The sequence below is a fragment of the Pyxidicoccus sp. M15 genome, assembly GCF_056858435.1.
In genome coordinates this window covers 7,981,964-8,000,201 of sequence record NZ_CM166495.1, presented here as the reverse complement: position 1 = coordinate 8,000,201, position 18,238 = coordinate 7,981,964, and the positions used below count along the sequence as shown (strand labels likewise).

15 protein-coding genes are annotated in these 18,238 nt (G+C 69.0%); 11 read left to right on the top strand and 4 right to left on the bottom strand.

Translation table 11 applies throughout. The features are described from left to right. The first annotated feature begins 102 nt into the window (after window positions 1-102). The 7 genes from ACX9TP_RS29490 (at window position 103) to ACX9TP_RS29460 (ending at window position 7,375) form a co-directional block, all read left to right on the top strand. Window positions 103-624, top strand: a complete 522-nt coding sequence (locus tag ACX9TP_RS29490) for a GNAT family N-acetyltransferase (protein WP_482973966.1) — start codon at window positions 103-105, stop codon at window positions 622-624. 194 nt (window positions 625-818) lie between these two features. After that, complete coding sequence (locus ACX9TP_RS29485; RefSeq protein ID WP_482973965.1) at window positions 819-2,555, top strand: sigma 54-interacting transcriptional regulator; 1,737 nt, start codon at window positions 819-821, stop codon at window positions 2,553-2,555. A gap of 401 nt (window positions 2,556-2,956) precedes the next feature. After that, entirely contained in the window at window positions 2,957-3,982 is a 1,026-nt protein-coding gene (locus ACX9TP_RS29480) for a hypothetical protein (protein WP_482973964.1), read from the top strand. A gap of 106 nt (window positions 3,983-4,088) precedes the next feature. Beyond that, window positions 4,089-4,457 carry a hypothetical protein gene (locus ACX9TP_RS29475; RefSeq protein ID WP_482973963.1) on the top strand — a complete coding sequence of 123 codons (369 nt, stop codon included), beginning with the start codon at window positions 4,089-4,091 and terminating at the stop codon, window positions 4,455-4,457. Further along, complete coding sequence (locus ACX9TP_RS29470) at window positions 4,454-5,884, top strand: hypothetical protein (RefSeq protein ID WP_482973962.1); 1,431 nt, start codon at window positions 4,454-4,456, stop codon at window positions 5,882-5,884. The genes ACX9TP_RS29475 and ACX9TP_RS29470 overlap by 4 nt, the downstream gene beginning before the upstream one ends. A 61-nt stretch (window positions 5,885-5,945) precedes the next feature. Continuing rightward, window positions 5,946-6,614 (top strand): TetR/AcrR family transcriptional regulator, encoded by a 669-nt coding sequence (locus ACX9TP_RS29465; RefSeq protein ID WP_482973961.1) that lies wholly within the window; start codon window positions 5,946-5,948, stop codon window positions 6,612-6,614. Beyond that, entirely contained in the window at window positions 6,611-7,375 is a 765-nt protein-coding gene (locus tag ACX9TP_RS29460) for an SDR family NAD(P)-dependent oxidoreductase (RefSeq protein WP_482973960.1), read from the top strand. Before ACX9TP_RS29465 ends, ACX9TP_RS29460 begins: the two co-directional genes overlap by 4 nt. 10 nt (window positions 7,376-7,385) lie before the next feature. Here the strand turns inward: ACX9TP_RS29460 and ACX9TP_RS29455 are convergent, their stop codons facing one another. Continuing rightward, window positions 7,386-8,210 (bottom strand): ATP-grasp domain-containing protein, encoded by an 825-nt coding sequence (locus tag ACX9TP_RS29455; RefSeq protein ID WP_482973959.1) that lies wholly within the window; start codon window positions 8,208-8,210, stop codon window positions 7,386-7,388. Between the two features lie 414 nt (window positions 8,211-8,624). Here ACX9TP_RS29455 and ACX9TP_RS29450 point away from each other — a divergent pair, with 414 nt between their 5' ends. Both ACX9TP_RS29450 and ACX9TP_RS29445 read left to right on the top strand, forming a co-directional pair. Continuing rightward, entirely contained in the window at window positions 8,625-11,687 is a 3,063-nt protein-coding gene (locus ACX9TP_RS29450; protein ID WP_482973958.1) for an ATP-binding protein, read from the top strand. A 152-nt stretch (window positions 11,688-11,839) separates the two neighbouring features. Next, a complete protein-coding gene (locus tag ACX9TP_RS29445; RefSeq protein WP_482973957.1) occupies window positions 11,840-12,379 on the top strand; it encodes a YceI family protein in 540 nt (179 codons plus the stop codon). A 19-nt stretch (window positions 12,380-12,398) separates the two neighbouring features. On the opposite strand, the gene ACX9TP_RS29440 is transcribed toward ACX9TP_RS29445, so the two are convergent. Then, the gene (locus tag ACX9TP_RS29440; protein WP_482973956.1) at window positions 12,399-13,394 is read right to left on the bottom strand and encodes an endonuclease/exonuclease/phosphatase family protein; all 996 of its coding nucleotides are present in this window, start codon (window positions 13,392-13,394) and stop codon (window positions 12,399-12,401) included. A gap of 246 nt (window positions 13,395-13,640) precedes the next feature. On the opposite strand from ACX9TP_RS29440, the gene ACX9TP_RS29435 reads away from it, so the two are divergent. Both ACX9TP_RS29435 and ACX9TP_RS29430 read left to right on the top strand, forming a co-directional pair. Further along, window positions 13,641-13,793, top strand: coding sequence for a hypothetical protein (locus tag ACX9TP_RS29435; RefSeq protein ID WP_482973955.1), 153 nt, complete (start codon window positions 13,641-13,643; stop codon window positions 13,791-13,793). 174 nt (window positions 13,794-13,967) lie between these two features. After that, a complete protein-coding gene (locus ACX9TP_RS29430) occupies window positions 13,968-15,617 on the top strand; it encodes a cyclic peptide export ABC transporter (protein WP_482973954.1) in 1,650 nt (549 codons plus the stop codon). Here ACX9TP_RS29430 and ACX9TP_RS29425 read toward each other — a convergent pair. Together ACX9TP_RS29425 and ACX9TP_RS29420 are read right to left on the bottom strand one after the other, a co-directional pair. Beyond that, window positions 15,595-15,978 (bottom strand): VOC family protein, encoded by a 384-nt coding sequence (locus ACX9TP_RS29425; protein ID WP_482973953.1) that lies wholly within the window; start codon window positions 15,976-15,978, stop codon window positions 15,595-15,597. The genes ACX9TP_RS29430 and ACX9TP_RS29425 overlap by 23 nt on opposite strands. A 106-nt stretch (window positions 15,979-16,084) precedes the next feature. Further along, entirely contained in the window at window positions 16,085-18,124 is a 2,040-nt protein-coding gene (locus ACX9TP_RS29420) for an ATP-binding protein (protein ID WP_482982238.1), read from the bottom strand. Window positions 18,125-18,238 lie beyond the last annotated feature (114 nt).

Below are 18,238 nucleotides of genomic sequence, written 5' to 3'. Positions count from 1 at the left end.
AGTACACGACGCGGCACCGTTCCCCCTCCGGCCTGACCGTGACGCAGAATCACCCGCATGCAGCGACTTGGCAAAATGACAACCGCGTGGGATGCGAGGAGCATGCCCTCCGAGAAATTGACCCAACCCACCACGTACCGGGTCCGCGTCGCCACCGAGGCCGACGCGCCAGTGCTCCTGGCACTGCTGAAGGAGTTCGCCGCGTACGAGGAGAGCGCGCAGTTCATGCTCGCCACGGAGCCCCGGCTGCGGGAGGCGCTGGGGGCCACGCCACCGCTGCTCCGGGCGGCGCTGGTGGAAGGGCCGGAGGGCGCGGTGGGCTTCGCGACGTACACGGTGGACTTCATGACCTGGGCGAACTCGAGGGTCCTCCGGCTGGATGACCTGTACGTGCGCGAGAGCGTGCGCGGGGCGGGATTGGGACGGGCGTTGATGCGTCACCTGGCGGAGGTCGGCACCGCGGAAGGGCTGCCCGTGCGCTGGGAGATGCGGCCGGAGAACGCGTCCGCGCGTGCCTTCTACGGGCGCATCGGCGCCATCTCTCGGGAGAAGACCGTGTTCCGCTGGATGCCGGACGCGATGCGGCGGTTCCTCGCGGAGACGGGGGCGGACGCGAGTCCATGAGCGCATGATGGAAACCGTGGCCCGTGGGCTGTGTGGAGGCGCGTCGGCCTGATGCTCGGTCGGCATCCTGCCGGACTCCCGGGTGCGTTAATGTGGCGCGGTCCGAAGAGGGTTCCGCCAGGAGCGGCTGCGCTCGGACATGGGCTGGCCCGGTGGGTATCGGTGGGGCACGACGGGGAACGTCGGAGGCTGCTTTGGCGCGCATCGTGTTGCAGGCCCCGGAGCTGGGGGCGGAGTCCGTCGAACTGGCTGAAGGTGAGGCGCTCCTGGTCGGCAGGCAGCCGGAGCCGGGGGACGCTTCATGGGAGGTGCCCCCGGAGCTGGCGCAGCCACCGCGCGGCGTGGCCATCGCCTCGCCGAGTGTCTCGGCAAACCACGCGCTGGTCTGGGTGGCGGGGGACGCGGTGTGTGTACGGGACGTGGGCAGCCGCAACGGCAGCTGGCTGTTCCTGCCGAGGCGCCAGACGGTGCGAGTCCCGGCCGGGCAGCCCGTCATCCTGCAGCTCGCGTCGCCCGAGCAGCGGGAGCGGGGCGGCGACGGGCCCGCGGACGCGTCCTGGTCCGGGAGCGAGGACTTCGGCACGGGGCTCGTGAGGGCGGTGCAGGACTGGCTGGCGCGGGTGGGCATTCCCGCCACGGTGTCCCTGCACGGCGGCAAGGGCGCGGAGGCACTCCCGGACGAGCCCGGCCGCATTCCGGTGGCGGGAGGCCGCGAGCTGCGAATCACCCTCCAGGAGACGATGGACACGCGCTGGGCGCGGGTGCTCCAGCAGCTGTGGAAGTACGTCAGCCGGCAGAACCTGCTCTTCGAGGCGGAGCGGCAGACGCGAGAGGAGGGGCTCATCCTCGCCTCGCGCGCCATCCGGGACGCGCACCGCGAGGTGGTGGAGGCAGCGGCGCGGAGCATCCGCGTCCTGCTGCTGGGGCCCTCGGGCTCGGGCAAGGAGGGGCTGGCGAGGACGTATCACCGCCGCTCGGGCCGGGGAGGCCCCTTCGTGGCGCTGAACTGCTCGATGTTCGGCAAGGACCTCTTGCGCTCGGAGCTGTTCGGCGCGGAGGAGGGCGCATTCACGGGGGCCACGCAGAAAATCATCGGCGCGGTGGAGCGGGCGCACGGCGGGACGCTGTTCCTGGACGAGGTGGCGGACATGCCGCCGGAGGTGCAGCCGATGCTGCTGCGCTTCCTGGACAGCGGCGAGTACGAGCGGATGGGTGGCTACGGCAAGCCAAAGCGGGCGGACGTGCAGATTGTCTGCGCGACGAACAAGGACTTGAGGGCCGCGACGCTGGAGGGGAAGTTCCGGGCGGACCTCTGGTACCGGCTGTCCATCCAGGTCATCGATGTGCCGCCGCTGAAGGACCGGTGGGAGGACATCGCGGCGTATCTGCGCACGCGCACGCTGGGGGAGGGCGTGTCGGCATATGACGCGCTCTCGCCGGACGCGCTCGAGCTGCTGCGCGCGCACCGCTGGGAGGGCAACTTCCGGGAGCTGGCGAACTTCGTCCAGCGCCTGCCGAGGGAGGTGGCCAGGGGCGGAGTCGACGTGAAGGCGTGCCGGCGCGCGCTGGAGCAGGGGGCGTTGCTGCCGGTGGCGCCCCTGCCAAGGGAAGTCACACCGCCGCCGGGGGAGGCCCTCTCGCCGGAGGATGACTGGGAGGCGCTGGCGACGCAGGTGATGACGACGGCCGTGCGGGCGTTCATCGAGGACCACCAGCACGCGCCGCGCACGTGGGATGACCAGAAGGAGCTGAACGAGAAGTTCCTCAAGCCCCTGCTGTTGTTCCACATGAGCGGAGCGGCGCAGTTCCCGGCGCCGCGCACGGCGGAGGAGGTCGTGTCCCTGGCGCATCGGGTGGCCCCCCGTGTGTCCGCGGACCGTGGGACGGCGGTGAAACAGCTCACGCGGTACTTCGAGCGCTTCGGAGGCTGAGCAGGGCTGTAACGTCGATTCGGCAGGCCCGGCCGCTTCGGGGTGCTCTCCCCTGATGACCGGACCTGCCGAAGACGCCCCCCTTGGCGTGCACAGCGGAGAGCAAGACGCACGCCAAAGGGCGGGTGTCGTGAATCCGTGGGGTTCGGCTACGGCCTCTGTCTGAAAGGGTGTGAGCGCGATCGCACGCGCTGGAGCCTTTTCGCATGAGCCCTGAACGAGACCCGGCGTGACTCCCACCGCGTCGCCGCTGCGAGCGCGATCGCGAGATTGCGATCACGTCCCTGCCCTGAAGTACGAAATGGCCTGTGTAAGCCCCCGAAATGACTGGAGCGCGTTCTGGTACGCGCGCTGCTTAGGGAGGGCTTCGGCGCGATTGAGGCGCGCCAGGAGCCCTGTCCATGCGTCCCGATTCTTCCGTTGTTCCTGTGTGCCTGTTCGTGATGCTCGCGGCGCTTCCCGCAACTGCGCAACCCAGTGGAGGAAGCGGCGGTGTGAATGCTCAGCCTTCGATAGCGGATGGCGCGTCTGTCCCTGCCATGTTCCGGCCGAAGGTCCGAAAGGTGCGGGTCGAGGGGGCTGACGAACCCGTCGCGGGGCTCGGAGACACTCTGGTCATCACGTTGGACCCGGGGGACGTGGAGCGGCTCTGGCGCTCGAAGGAGAAGGTTCGGTTGTACCTGAATGCGCGACCCATTTCGGCCCTGCCAGTGCATGCCGAGCCGCTCGCGGACCAGCTTCGGTTCGTGCTGGAGCGGAACGAAACCAACCGGGGGGAGTGGGACGGTCTGCTCGGGGCTTGGACAGACAAGGACATCCGGGTGGCGGTAGGGCAGGAGGATGGACCGGGACTGAGTGAGGCCTCGATTCGCACCAACCTGTTCCCTGTGGTTCGCACAGTGGTTGTGTTCAGTCTCGGCCTCCTGCTGGTGCTTGCAATGCTTGTTCTTGGGCTGAAGTCGAATCTGCTTCGCGACCCGGACCCCGCCGGTGCGGGAGCGGCGCCGGCTCAGCGGCCGTACAGCCTGGGCCGGACGCAGATGGCCTGGTGGACGGTGATGACCGTGTTGGCACTCCTGGCGCTCTGGTGGATTACGGGGAACCTTGAACCGGTCTCCAGTTCGATGCTGGCGCTCATGGGGATTGGCGCCGGGACGTTCCTGGGCGCGGCCCTCATCGACAGTGGTCAGGCCTCGATGCCCGGCACCGCATTCACGGGCAGCAACGGGTTCTTCCGGGACCTCCTCTCGGAGGATGGCCAGCACATAAGCCTGCACCGCTTCCAGATGGCGATCTGGACGGTGGTGGTCACCGTGGCGTTCTGGACCATGGTGGTGAAGAACCTGGCGATGCCGACGCTCGACCCGACGCTGCTCGGGTTGCTCGGCATCAGCAACGGGACCTACTTGGGGTTCAAACTCCGGTAGCCGCGATTCAATCCCTATCGCCCATATCTATCGAAGCCTTGTGTTGTCTCGGATCCTGGGTGGGTTCTGAATCGAGCCTGTCCGGGCCACTCGTGAGGAGAACTAGATGAAGGTCCATATCAAAGCCGGTGATGTGCAGGTCGAAGCCCGGATTCTGGGAGCCGTCTCCACGGAGGCGCTCCATCACATCTCGCTCGTGCTCACCTGGGACGGGAACCGCCCGGCGACGCTCGTCGAGGTTCGCGACAACAGCAGGCGTTTGCCAATCGTCCCCACGACAGGAACTGGGCGTCTGGAGATCTCCTACGATACTCCCATTCCCGGCGCGCATTACATCGAGTGCAAGCTCGAGTTTCCGGGGAGGACGCTCAAGGACCTCAAGGCTACGGGCAGCATTGACGGCGGTCCGTCGAAGACCTTGGACGAGGAGAAGGAGCGGCCCGACCTGTGGCGCGCAGAGGGCACGCTGTCATGAGGATCCTGGGTCTGCTCATTTTCACGCTGCCCATGTTTTCGTGGGCGCAAGCTCAACCGACCGAATCCTTCAGTCCGGCATTCTTCAAGGTGCTTCACGATAATGAAATCGAGGAGAGGCGGTCTGAACGCCAGAGGGAGTTTCCTGGTCGTCAGGAGAGGCTGGATGAGACCAGATTCACCAATGTGACGGTCCGTGCACCAGCCCAGTCTGTGGTGGGCGGACTGACTGCGATTGAGAAGGCCGCAGTAGCCATCAAGACGGACATTGAGGATGCCGAGGCTGGCTTGCAGATTGCTCCGTTCATCGACTCAGGTGGAGTATTTTCGGGGGCCAGTCTGTCCTTGGCTGTACTTGAGGAAAATGTGACTCAGGTGGGATTGGGATGGGCCACCGTCATCTCCGAGAATGAGCCGCAAGTTCTCGCAGAGTTGCAGGGTAGCGATAAACAGCCTCTGAGCTGCAAGTGGGACATGACGGCCTTGTCTCGGGGGCTCTGGGACGTACGCAACGCATTCGCAGAGGCCTGTGACATCGTGGGAGCACTGCCGCCGCTTCCGCTCGATGAGGCTCGACAGCAGGAATTCGCTGAGAAGTTGCACAGGGCACGCGCGGCCTGCACAGGGGAGGGCGCATACCGCATCCTGGCGGAACCCACTTTTTCCTGGGGCAAGGCCCAGCTTGTTGCGTTCTTCGATTACTATAAAGACCTGTCGAAAGATGCGGCGCCAGCGCTCCAAGCGCAGGCCAATGAGTTCCTGGGTCGAGGCAAGAAGTCTACCGAAATTATAGACGCGTTCGAGTTCGGACCGTTCGAAACGTGTCCTGGCCCAGAGGAAATCAAGCGGGCAGTGGAGCAGTGGCGCCGCGAAGAGTTTTCCTTGAAGTTGGGGGCTGGTGTCCAATCTCAATTCTTCCCTTATATAAGCGGATTTGATCCCGAGTGCGAGGGTAAGCAGGACGTACCCGAGTGCGAGAAGGACACGCTGTCGCTCAAACGGATTCAACCGGAGGCCGAGGTCGCGGCGAACCTCTGGGGTGTCAACCTGACACTTGGACTGGGCCTGGCATTCGAGCGTGAGAAGCGAGGCGAAGACCTGGCCCCCTCCCTGGCTATGAGCCTGGGTACTGTCGGGGAGGCCACTTCATCAAAGAGCAAGGACTCCCTGCGGATCATTCTAGGTCTGGAGGCGTCCGCCCGAGTCTCGCTCGACAAGCCGGCGGTTCAAAAGAGCCTGGTTTCCGAAGCGCAAATCACGCCTTATATAGATGTCAAGGTCACGGACGAACTGTCGTTCCGATTGGGCGTGCCTTTGAAGGCCGAGCTGGCGACGCGAGAAGCGGATGGGGCGAATCAGATTCCCGAGTTGCGGTCCCTCCAGTGGTCGGTGCCCGCCTTCATCGCCACGGTGCTGAAGTTGGATTGAAGTCGAGCCAGAAAAAACTTCTCGCCAATGCGACCGGCCGGTCATATGACCGACCGGTCACATGCCCACGAGCACCTTCTTCAACCTCCCCGACGAGCGCAGGGACCGCCTCGTGAACGAGGCCATCGTCGAGTTCTCCGACCGGAGCTACGCCGAGGCCTCGCTCTCGCAGATTGCGCGCCGCGCGAGCATCCCCAAGGGCAGCGTCTACCAGTACTTCGAGGACAAGCTCGACCTGTACCGCTGGCTCCTCACCGACGAGGCCCCGCGCCGCAAGCGCGAGTTCATCGGCGCCACACCGCCGGAGGGAGACTTCTGGGCCCGCCTCGAAACGTTCATCGAGCGGGGCATGGCCTTCCTCGTCGAGCACCCGCGCCTCGCCCGGCTCTCCGCCGCCGCGGCCACGCCGACGGCGGTGGCGGAGGTACGCGGCCTCTACAAGGCCATCTGCGAGGCCGGCATCGTGGAGCTCCGCGGCGTGCTGGAGGAGGGGGCCCGCGACGGCGCCCTCCAGGCCGCGGACCTCGACATCGCCACCCGCTTCGTCGCCACCGTCATCGGCCCCGGCCTGACGGACGTGGTCCTCCAGGAGCTCGGCGCCGAGCTCCATGAGGTCCTCGCCTCGGACGCCCTGCGCAAGCGGCTCAACCTCAAGCGCCGGCGGGCCCTCGCCCATCAGGCGGTCCACTTCATCCGCAACGGGCTGGGCCCGGAAAGGAAATCACGATGATTCGCCAGGACTTCACCGGACGTGTCGCACTCGTCATCGGAGGCACGTCGGGCATCGGCCTCGCCTCGGCGCGAGCCTTCGCCCGGGCGGGCGCCAGCATCGCGCTCGCTGCCCGGGGCGAGGAGAAGGGACGCGAAGCCCGCGCGGCCCTGGAAGCCGAGGGCGCACGCGTCATCTACCTCCCCACCGACGTGCGCGACGGGGCCTCCGTGGCGCGGGCCGTGGAAGGCACCGTGAAGCACTTCGGCCGGCTCGACTTCGCGGTCAACAGCGCGGGCCACGGCGGTGACATGGCACCACTGGAGAGCACGGACCAGGACGTCTGGGACGACGTCATGGCCAGCAACGCCCGAGGCGTCTGGCTGGCCATGCGCCACGAAATCCCGGCCATGCTCGCCACCGGCGGGGGCGCCATCGTCAACATCAGCTCCATCTACGGCCTCGCCGGACGGGCCGCGCACCACGCCTACGTCGCCTCGAAGCACGCGGTGGTCGGCATGACGAAGTCCGTGGCGCTCGAGTACGCGACGCGTGGCATCCGCGTGAATGCCCTCTGCGCCGGAGCCACCCGGACTGCCAGCATGCGCCAGGCGGAGACGTACGTGCCCGACCTCGTCCGGGCGCTCGTCGACGAGCACCCAATGGGGCGGATGGCCACCGAAGAGGAGGTGGCCAGCGCCGTGCTCTGGCTGTGCTCGGACGGCGCGGGCTTCGTCACCGGCGTGCCGCTGCCCGTCGACGGCGGCTTCCTCGCCGCGTAGCCGGCCCGGCTCAGTGGCGCATCCGCTCGCGAAGGCACTCCGCCAGCTCCTCCCGGAGTGCCTCCGGGAAGCCGGACAGCCCCGGGGTGTCGTTGCACTCGAGCAGGACGAAGTCGCCCCCCTGGGTCTCCAGGAAGTCGAGCGCCACGATGTCCGCGCCCAGGTGCTCCCGGGCGCGCCGCGTGTGCACCACCAATTGCTCTGGCGGGTCGATGACCTGGTGCCTGCGCGTCTGCACGTTGGCCTTCCAGCCCGCGCCCGCACGCGACATGGCCCAGAAGCGGTCCCGAATCGCCAGGCAGCGCACGTCGCGCCGGTAGTCGATGTACGGCTCGACGACGGCATAGTCATTGGCGGCGAAGAGCAGGTCGGCGACCTCGAACCAATCGTCCTCGGTGCGGACCCGCGCCTTGCCGTAGCCGCCGTGGTGGTTGCCCACCTTGACGACGAAGGGCGCGGGGCGTGCGATGCGGCGGACCATGTCGTCGCCCAGCGCCACGTCGAAGTGGATGACGGGCAGCCCTGCTTCGCGCAGCTCGGCGAGCATGGACAGGCGGTCCTGGCAGCGGGCCAGCGTCGACGCCGGGTTGACACAGGGCACGCCACTGAGGCGCAGCATGTCCAGCACCGTCCGGTGGCGAGGGTCCGGACGAATCGCTCCCACGCGCCAGAAGACGCCGTCAATCCGCGTGCCCGCCTCGCGGCTGATGCACCACAGCTCGCCGTCACGCAGCACCCAGGACGCGTCCTGCAGCCGCAGCGGGACGACCTCACAGTCCGGAAAGTAGCTCTGCCAGTACTGTTCGCCGTTGATGACCGCGATGGTGGGGCGCATATGAAGAGGCAGCTTGAGGCAAGGGAGCGCCCGGAGCCACGACGGCCCCGGGATTGAGGCCAGTGAGCGACGAAGTCAGCCCGCGATTCCCGAGCCGGTGTCCGAAGGTGGAGCCCTGCCTCCGATTCGCCAGGAATTCAGGGCTTCCCGCGCGGTGTGGGGCAGAGGACGGGGGCGGACGCCTGGCGTCCTGCCTGCCATGCCGGTGGTTCCGGGTGGACATCCCCGGGGCGTCAGGCACATGACACCTGTTCATTCCGCGCCACGGAGTACGCGGCCTGCCGCCTCGTTGGAGGGCGGCTCTGGCCTGGAGTGGTTACCGATATGCCCTCAGGTGGGTGAGCGCGTGGATGCCTGGTCCTCTCCGGGCCAGGGCGTCGGGGTCAGCGCAGTCACACGAGGAGACCAAGGACGATGGCCGAGCAACCCAGGCGCGACAATCCCCAGCCCGAGGACGGAGCAACCCGTCCCGCCCGGCAGGAGTGGCTGGATGCCCTGGGGGGCCCCAGCGAGCTGCGCGAGCTCATCCGCGTGCGGGACTGGGCGTCGACGCCGGTGGGGCCGCCGGAGACGTGGCCGCACAGCCTCAAGGTGCTCGTCAAGACGATGCTGGCCTCGCGCTTCCCCATGATTCTCACGTGGGGCCCCCAGCTCACCCAGTTCTACAACGACGGCTACTCGCGGCTCATCGGCGACAAGCACCCGGCGGCGCTCGGCATCGACATCCGCGTCACGCTGGCGGAGTCCTGGCACATCCTGGGCCCCGTCATCCGGCAGGTGATGGAGACGGGCGTCGCCAGCTGGCTGCCGGCGCTGCTGCTCCTGCTGGAGCGCTCGGGCTACCGCGAGGAGTCCTACTTCGACGTGTCGCATGCCCCCGCGGAGGATGACTCGGGCGCGGTGGTGGGCATGCTCGCGGTGTGCACGGAAGTCACGCAGCAGGTCATCGCGGAGCGGCGCCTGCGGCTGCTCAGGGACCTCGCCGCGCGGACGGGGGACATTCGCGGCCTCGAGCAGACGTGCGCGGACGTGGCGACGGCCATCGCCGGACACCCGCTGGAGGTTCCCTTCGCGCTGCTCTACCTGCGCTCGGCGGACGGCTCGCGGCTCCACCTCCACGGCGCCTTCGGGCTTCCGGAGGGCGGCGACGCCAGTCCCGCCACCGTGGACCTCGCGCAAGGTGATGCACCCTGGCCGCTCGCCCGGGCCGCCGCGGGCGAGACGGTGCGCGTGGACGACGTGGAGCGCCGCGTCGCCCTCACCGGCGGCCCGTGGGGGGACACGGTGCGCTCGGCGCTGGTGCTGCCGCTGGCCTCGGAAGGGCAGGGCGCGCCGCTGGGCGTCCTCGTGGCCGGGGCGAGCCCCAACCGCGCGCTCGACGAGGACCAACGCGCGTACTTCGAGCTGGTGGCGGGGCAGGTCTCCGTGGCGCTGCGCAACGCGCGGGCCTACGAGGAGGAGCGCAAGCGCGCCGAGGCGCTGGCGGAGCTGGACCGGGTGAAGACGGCGTTCTTCAGCAATGTCTCGCACGAGTTCCGCACGCCGCTCACGCTGATGCTGGGCCCCGTGGAGGAGTTGCTCGCGTCGCGGCGCCTGGGCGAGTCGGAGCGCCGGGAGCTGGAGCTGGTGCACCGCAATGCCCTGCGGCTGCTCCGGCTGGTCAACACGCTGCTGGACTTCTCGCGCCTGGAGGCGGGCCGCCTGGAGGCGAGCTTCGAGCCCGTGGACCTGGCGACACTCACCGCGGACCTGTCCAGCGGCTTCCGCTCGGCCGTGGAGCGCGCGGGGCTGGTGCTGACGGTGGACTGCCCGCCCCTGGCCAGCCCCGTCCACGTGGACCGGGAGCTCTGGGAGAAGGTCGTCCTCAACCTGCTGTCCAACGCGCTGAAGTTCACCTTCGAGGGAGGCATCGCCGTGCGCCTGCGCGAGGCGGACGGGCAGGTGCTGCTGACGGTGGAGGACACGGGCACCGGGATTCCCGCCGCGGACCTGCCGCGCCTGTTCGACCGCTTCTTCCGCGTGAAGGGCGCGCGCAGCCGCTCCCACGAGGGCAGCGGCATTGGCCTGTCCCTGGTGCGCGAGCTGGCCCGGCTGCACGGCGGCGACGTGCGCGTGGACAGTCGCGAGGGCCAGGGCACCACCTTCACGGTGGCGCTGCCGCTGGGGAGCGCCCACCTTCCCGCCGAGCGCGTCCATGGCGCGCGCTCCCAGGCGTCGACGGCCATTGGCGCGGGGGCCTTCGTGGAGGAGTCCCTGCGCTGGCTGCCGGACCGCGGCGAGGGCGCGGCCGCGCGCGCGGAGCCACGCACCGAGGGCACGGCCGGCGAAGGGCGGCGCGGGCGCGTCCTGGCGGTGGACGACAACGCGGACATGCGGGTGTACCTCTCGCGCGTGCTCGGCACGGTGTTCGACGTCGTCACCGCGGAGGACGGCGAGGCGGCGCTGGAGGCCATTGCCCGGCAGGGGCCGTTCGACCTGGTGCTGACGGACGTGATGATGCCCCGGCTGGGCGGCTTCGGCCTGCTCAAGGCGCTGCGCGAGGAGCCGCGCACGCGCTCGCTCCCGGTCATCATGCTGTCCGCGCGTGCCGGCGAGGAGGCGAGCGTGGAGGGGCTGGAGGCGGGCGCGGACGACTACCTCGTCAAGCCCTTCTCCGCGCGCGAGCTGGTGGCGCGCACGCGCTCGGCGCTGGAGCTGGCGCGGATGCGCGGCGAGGTCACCCGCCGCGAGGTGACGGAGTCCCACCTGCGCGAGGCCGTCCGGGCGCGCGATGACTTCCTCTCGGTGGCCAGCCACGAGCTGAAGACGCCGCTCACCGCCTTCCGGCTGCAGCTGGAGCTCATCGAGCGCAACCTGAGCCCGGAGGCGCGCACGCACGTGGGGGACCGCATCCTCTCCGCGGGGCGGCAGGTGAGCCGGCTGTCCGCGCTGGTGGAGAACCTGCTGGACGTGTCGCAAATCACGTCGGGGCGGCTGTCGCTCACCCTGGACGACGGAGACTTGAGCGCGCTGGTGGCGGACGCGGTGGCGCGGCTGCGCGACGAGGTGGACGCCGCGGGCTCCTCGCTCACGCTGCGCCTGGAGGCACCGCTGACGGGTCGCTTCGACCGGCTGCGCATGGACCAGGTCGTGACGAACCTCCTGCAGAACGCCATCAAGTACGGCGCGGGCACCCCCATCGAGGTGCGCGTGGAGCGCGACGGCCCGCTGGCGCGCATCACCGTGAAGGACGATGGCATCGGCATCGCCGCGGAGGACGCGGAGCGCATCTTCGGACGCTTCGAGCGGGCGGTGTCCGCGCGCAAGTACGGCGGCTTCGGCCTGGGACTGTGGATTGCCCGGCAGGTGGTGGTGGCGCACGGAGGCACCGTCCGGGTGGTGAGCGAGCCGGGTCGGGGCGCCACCTTCACCGTGGAGCTTCCACTGCTCTCGGACCGCCTGCCGCGCGCCCCCGCGGAGGCGTGCGACGTCTCGTGAGCCCGGATATCCGTGAAGGCCGGCGTCACGCTGTGTGAAGCGTCATCGGAACGTCAATCTCCAGCGCGCTATCAAGTGGCGGGGTGCTGGATTCTTCCTAGGATGAGGCCACCCGCAACGGCCTCATCGCCCTCTTCTTCGAGCCTTCGTCCATGCCCGCCGTGATGAACTGGAACATCGACCCCGCGCACTCGTCACTCCTGTTCGTCGCCCGCCACATGGTGGTGGCGCGCGTGCATGGCCGCTTCGAGCGCATCACCGGCACGCTGAGGGTGGACCCCGAGCAGCCGATGCAGGGGGAGGTGGAGGTGAGCGCGGACACGGCCAGCATCTACACGGGCTCCGCGGACCGGGACACGCACCTGCGCTCGGCGGACTTCCTGGACGCGGAGAACGCGCCGAAGCTCACCTTCCGGAGCACGAAGGTGGAGCCCACCGGCGGCTCCGGCTTCCGGCTGCTGGGGGAGCTGTCCATCCGCAACGTGAGCCACCCCGTGGTGTTCGAGGCGCGCCACACCGCCACGTCCAAGGACCCCTGGGGCAACACGCGGCTCATCTACACCGCGCGCGCCACCATCAACCGCGCGGACTACGGCATCCGCTGGAACAAGACGCTCGACAACGGTGGCTGGCTCGTGGGCGAGAAGGTGGACATCGAGCTGGACATCCAGGCCGTGTCCGCCCCGGCCTGAGCGCCGCGGCCTCCGCGCTTCAGGGTGCCGTCAGGAAGTCCGCGTACACCGCGGCATGGTCCGAGCCCCCATAGCCGCCCCGCGCCTCGCGCGCGGCCTTGAACGAGCCGGGCACGTACGCGCCCCCGCCGCGGGCGAGGTACAGGTGGTCGATGGCCTGGTAGTCTCCGAAGTACGCGTACGTCCACGTCTCGCTGTCCGGGCGGTCGCTGGAGACGCGGAGCAACTCCCCGTCACCCTCCAGCGCTTCGAGCGGCGGCGAGCCGGGCACGTCGTTGAGGTCGCCGCCGAGCACCACGAGGGCGTCGGGGAACGCGCGCACCGTGTCGACGACGATGGCGTGGGCCGCCGTCGCCTCGGCGAGCCGGCGCGCGGGGTCATCGCTCACCTTCGAGCGGAAGTGCGCGGCGAAGACAATCGTCCGCCCGCCCGGAGTGTCCAGGTGCACCTCCAGCAGCTCGCGCGAGAAGCGCGTCATGCCGGCGCCGTTCGGAAGGGGGATTTCCCGCTCCCGGTGTCCGCGCGTCAGCAGGATGGGCCAGGCGGAGAGGACGGCCACGTCCACGGAGGCGGGGGTGTGAATCTCTCCCAGCACCGCATGGCCGAACTCGGGGAGCCGCGTCTTGAGCGCGTCCAGCGAGGCCTGCGTTTCCACCTCGCCCAGCAGCACCACGTCCGCGCCGAGCCGGGTGATGCCCAGGGCGAGCCGGTCGGCCTGGGAGGCGAACGCGTCGGGCGAGGGGAGGGCCTCGTAGTCGCCGGCGTTGCACGCGCCGGAGTCGCACACCGTGTCGAAGAGGCGGTGCACGTTGAAGGCGGCGATGCGCAGGGGGTCCTCGGAGACTCCGGGCGTTTCGCAGTCCGAGGTGGGGCAGATGTCTTCCGTATGCGGCGGCTCCCGTCCCTGGCAGCCCGTCAGGGAGAGGACGAGCCCCAGCAGCGTGGCCGCGCGGTGGAGGGAGGCGCGAGGGAGGCGGCCCGGCGCGAGGGGCTCGCCAGCAAGGAGGAGGGACATGGGGGCGGGAAGCCTAGCACCGCGGCCGAGGGGCGCCGGGTACCGTCATGCCCCGCGCTTCGCGGAGTCGTTAGGTTCAATGGAGGGCGTCCTCCCAGGAGCGCGTTGCGCTCGGGGAAGCGTTGCGGCATGACGGAGGGCGGCCGCCCGGAGGTTGCCTGCAAGGTGGGCGTCCAGGCGTCGGGTGGATGAGCGGGCTTTTCGCGAGCCACGACGCGGGTCATCGCCACAGGGGAGTGTGTGGACATGCTGGTGGAAATCCTCATCGGTGCGGCGGTGATGACCCTCGTCACGGTGCTCTTCACGGGGCCGGGCATGTGGAGCTCCTCGTGGGGCTTCAAGAAGCGGGAGGGGCAGCACGCTCCGCCGCCGGGCTCATCCGACGACGCGAAGCCCTGATGAAGCAGCCAGCCGGGCCTGGGTGACCTGTCGGCCCGGAGCCCCTGCCTCGGGAGCAGGAAGGGAAGTCGGGGATTCCGACCAGGGCTTGAGGGGTGGTGTGGTCGCTCGCTATGGTGGCCCCCCCTCGCTGCTCACCTGGACCTGGCTCCGGGTCCTCTCGGTGCTTCTGGAATGAAGGTCATCTCCCTGCTGATGCGGGCCTCGCGTGGGCTCTTCCTGCTCGCGGTGGTGCTCGGCATCACCTCTGGCGCAAGCAGTGCGCGCCTCATCGCGCTCATCAACCAGGTGCTCACCGGGGAGGGTCCGGTGGAGCGGAGCATGGTGCTCACCTTCGTGGGGGTGGGGCTCCTGGCGATGCTGTCCCGGACCGCCACGCAGATGCTGCTCGTCCGGCTGAACAGCGGCACGCTGTACCAGCTGCGCATGCGGCTCAGCCGCCGCATCCTCTCCGCCCCGCTGCGCAACCTGGAAGTGGTGGGCAACCCCAAGTTGCTGTCCGCGCTCCAGGAGGACGCCATCACGGTCAGCCAGGGCCTGGTGCAGCTGCCCGCCCTGGTCATCGACTCGGCGACCATCATCGGCTGCCTCGTCTACCTGGCGTGGCTGTCCGGGTTCGTCTTCATGGGGATGGTGCTGGTGCTGGTGCTCGGCCTCGCCATGTACACGATGCTCCAGCGCCGCGCGCGCGCGCTGATGTTCCGCGCGAGGCAGAAGGTGAACACGCTCTTCGCGCACTTCGCCGCCCTCACGGGCGGCATCAAGGAGCTGAAGCTCCACCGCCGCCGCCGCGTGGCCTTCCTGGATGATGCGCTGGACCCCACCGCGACGGATATTCGCGCGCTGTTCGTCCGCAGCGCGGACTTCGGGGCGTACGGCCAGGCCTGGGGCTTCCTGCTGCTGTTCTCGCTCATCGGCCTGCTGCTGTTCGCCTACCCCTCCTTTGCCGGGGTCGACCATCGCACGCTCGTCGGCTACACGCTGGTGGTGCTGTACCTCCAGCAGCCGCTGGACAGCGTGATGAACCTCGTTCACTCGCTGCTGCGCGTGGGCGTGGCGGCGGGGAACATCGAGCAGCTGGGGCTGTCCATCACCCAGCAGGGAGCGGAGGAGGCCATCGCCGAGGTGGAGGAGCCGCGCACCTTCCAGCGCCTGGAGCTGGTGGGCGTCACGCACGCCTACCACCGCGAGAACGAGGACACGCGCTTCACGCTGGGCCCCATCTCCATGTCGCTGGTGCCGGGCGAGTGCGTCTTCCTGGTGGGCGGCAACGGCAGCGGGAAGACGACGCTGGCCAAGCTGCTCACCGGCCTGTACCGCCCGGAGTCCGGCGAAATCCGCATGGACGGGCAGGTCATCACCACCGACGCGGAGCGCAACCGGTATCGGCAGCACTTCACGACGGTGTTCTCGGACTTCCACCTCTTCAATCAGTTCCTCGGGCTCGGCTCGCCGGAGCTGCTCGCGAGGGCGGGGGCGCTGCTGCGCCGGCTGAACCTGGACCGCAAGGTGAAGATTGAGAACGGCCTGCTCTCCACCACGGAGCTGTCCCAGGGGCAGCGCAAGCGCCTGGCGCTGCTGACGGCCTACCTGGAGGACCGGCCCATCTACGTCTTCGACGAGTGGGCGGCGGACCAGGACCCGACGTTCAAGGACGTATTCTACCGGGAGCTGCTGCCCGAGCTGAAGGCGGCGGGCAAGGCGCTGGTGGTCATCTCGCACGACGACCGGTACTTCTCGCTGGCGGACCGGGTGGTCCGCCTGGAGTCCGGCCTCGTGCTGGACGCGACTGACACCGCGCTCAGGTCTGGAACAGCTGGATGAGGTTGCCGCAGGTGTCCTCGAACAGGACGATGGTGACGGGGCCGGCCTGGGTGGGCTTGCCCCGGAACACCACGCCCCGCTGAGTCAGCTTCTCGTACTCCTTGTGGATGTCCGAGGACTGGAAGGCCGTCGCGGGGATGCCGTCGTCGAAGAGGGCCTTCTGGTACACCTTCGCCGCGGGGTGGGCGTTGGGCTCGAGGACGAGCTGGAAGTCCGCCGAGCCCTCGGGGGAGACCACGGTCAGCCACCGGAACTCCCCGATGGGGATGTCCACGTGTTTCACGAAGCCGAGGACCTCCGTGTAGAACTTCTCGGCCTTGGCCTGGTCATCCACCAGCACACTGCTCAGCGCGACCTTCATCCTCACCTCGTGGGGACTGCGTGGGGGAGATGCTCAACCACTTGGTTGAGGATAGGGCCGGGGCGCATGATGGTCAACCCTTCGGTTGACCATGCGCGTCGCGCCGCTACTCCACGAGGAGGCGCTTCACGGGGGCGGGGTCCACCGCCACCATCAGCGGGCGGGTGAAGTTGCTGAAGGAGACCAGTGCCTGTCCCGGCGCGAGCCGCGACACCCGGTTCCAGAGCCCCTCGTCGATGTTTCCCACGGTGCGCTGCATCCGGGAGATGACGGTGCTGTCGGTGATTTTGTGGATGATGAAGTTGTTGAGCAGGCCGAGCACCTCGTTGGGAAGGTGCTGCGGCAACTGCGTCACGAAGACGAGCCCGAGCCACCGCTTGCGACCGCGCTTGGCGATGCGGGCCACCTGCTCGAAGAGCACCGGCATCTGGGAGATGCGGTTGGCGGAGAGGAACTCGTGCGCCTCCTCGATGATGATGAGGACGGGGGTGACGGCCTGCTCGTTGTCGTTCGCCTTCTGGTAGTGCGCCTCCTGCGTCTCCTGGAGCCCGCGGAGGATGTCGGCGATGACCAGGTTGTTGAGCTGGGGTGAATCCGTGTCCGACAGGTCGATGACGGAGACGCGCCCTGGCGTGAGCATGGAGCCGTAGGCCACGCCGGGCACCCGGCCCACGTCGAAGATGTTGAGGCGGCGCAGCCGGTGGAGCTTGCTGGCCAGGGCCTTCCAGCTCACCTCCAGCCGGCTGCTCTGCTGCATCACCCGCCCCATCACCATGCCGGGCTTGTTCCGGAACTCGCTGTAGAACACAGGGCCTCTCGCAGGCACTTCAGGCACCTGCGGCTCGTCGGGGTCCAGCCCGTCGAGGATGGAGGCCTGCTTGCTCTTTGAACGCGAGCGGCTCTTGGTCTCCTCCTTGCCTTCATCACTGAGGCTGTAGATGTAGGCATTCACGACGTCCAGCACGTGCTGGATGGTCATCCCGGGGTAGCCGGTGGTGAGCTCGTCCACGTCGAGCGCCTGCTGCCGCTCCTCGTCCGTCTTCGGGAAGATGCCGAAGTCTTCCAGCAGCAGCTTGGTGACGTCGTACGCCTTGAGGAACCGCTCCTGCTGCGCGTCCGATATGTCCAGGATTTCGGCCAGTGCGTAGGGCGAGAGGCTGGAGAAGTTCAGCGCGAAGGGGTGCAGGTTCCGGTGGCGCGGGCTGCGGCTGGCGCGGCCGGTGAGGTGGTGGATGTGCAAGTCCCGCACGCCCTGCGCCTTCTGACCGCGGCGCTTGAGCGCCTCGAGCATGGCGGCGTGGTCCGTGGGCTGGTCCACGTGCGTGTACTCACCCTCCACGTCGAAGACGATGGTGGCGATGCCCGCCGCCTGGGCGCGGTGGATGAGGGTGGCGACGGTGGTGGACTTGCCGCCGCCCGTCGTCCCGATGATGCCGGTGTGGCGGGGGAGGATGGACTTGTCCCGGGCATGGAGGCGCGCCTCCATGTTCTCGTAGCCCACCACGACGCCGAGGCAGAGGTCTCCGCCCACGCCGAGCACGCGCTCGCTCTCCTGTTCATCCAGGACGAAGACGGGGCTCTGCGGCTGCGGCCGGAAGCGGGGCGGCTTCAGCGTGCCGTCGACCTCCTCGCCGAGCAATTCCACCTCCGCGCGGCCGTGGTAGTCGAACGTGTACGAGAGCTTCTTGCCCTGCGTCACCACGCCAATGGCCATGGTGGAATTGGCCGGGACGGCGTTGGGCTCCGCGAAGGGGCCGCGCACGACGACGCCGAGGTACGCGCGGCCGTCCTCGCGCGACTTCACCCGCACCAGCGTCTGCGACGCGAGCAGGTGCAGGTCATCCCGCGTCATCAGGATGGTGATGAGGTTGTCGTGGCTGGACGGGGTGTCGAAGTGCGTGAAGCCCACGGCCTTGTCCAGCTCGGGGTCGAGCTGGCGCGCCGCCTTCGCCTCGCTCCGCAGCGCGTCGATTGCGGCCTGCGCCTCGGGCGGGTTGGGGCGGACGACGTCCTCGCGGGTGCCGCGCGCCACCACGGGCGGTACCGTCTTGGCGCCGTTGGACTGGGGCGCACCGGCGGGCCGGTGGCCATTGCCCGCGGGAGGCGTGCCCGGCCCCGGAGGCGTCACGGGCCGGTTGCCCGCCATGGGGCCCGGGCGCTCAGTGGGGGCCTGCGGCGACCCTGGAGGCCGGGGCACGCCGTTGATGGGGCGCTGCGCGTCCCCGCGCGAGCCATTCACCACGTGGAGCGGAGGCGTCCT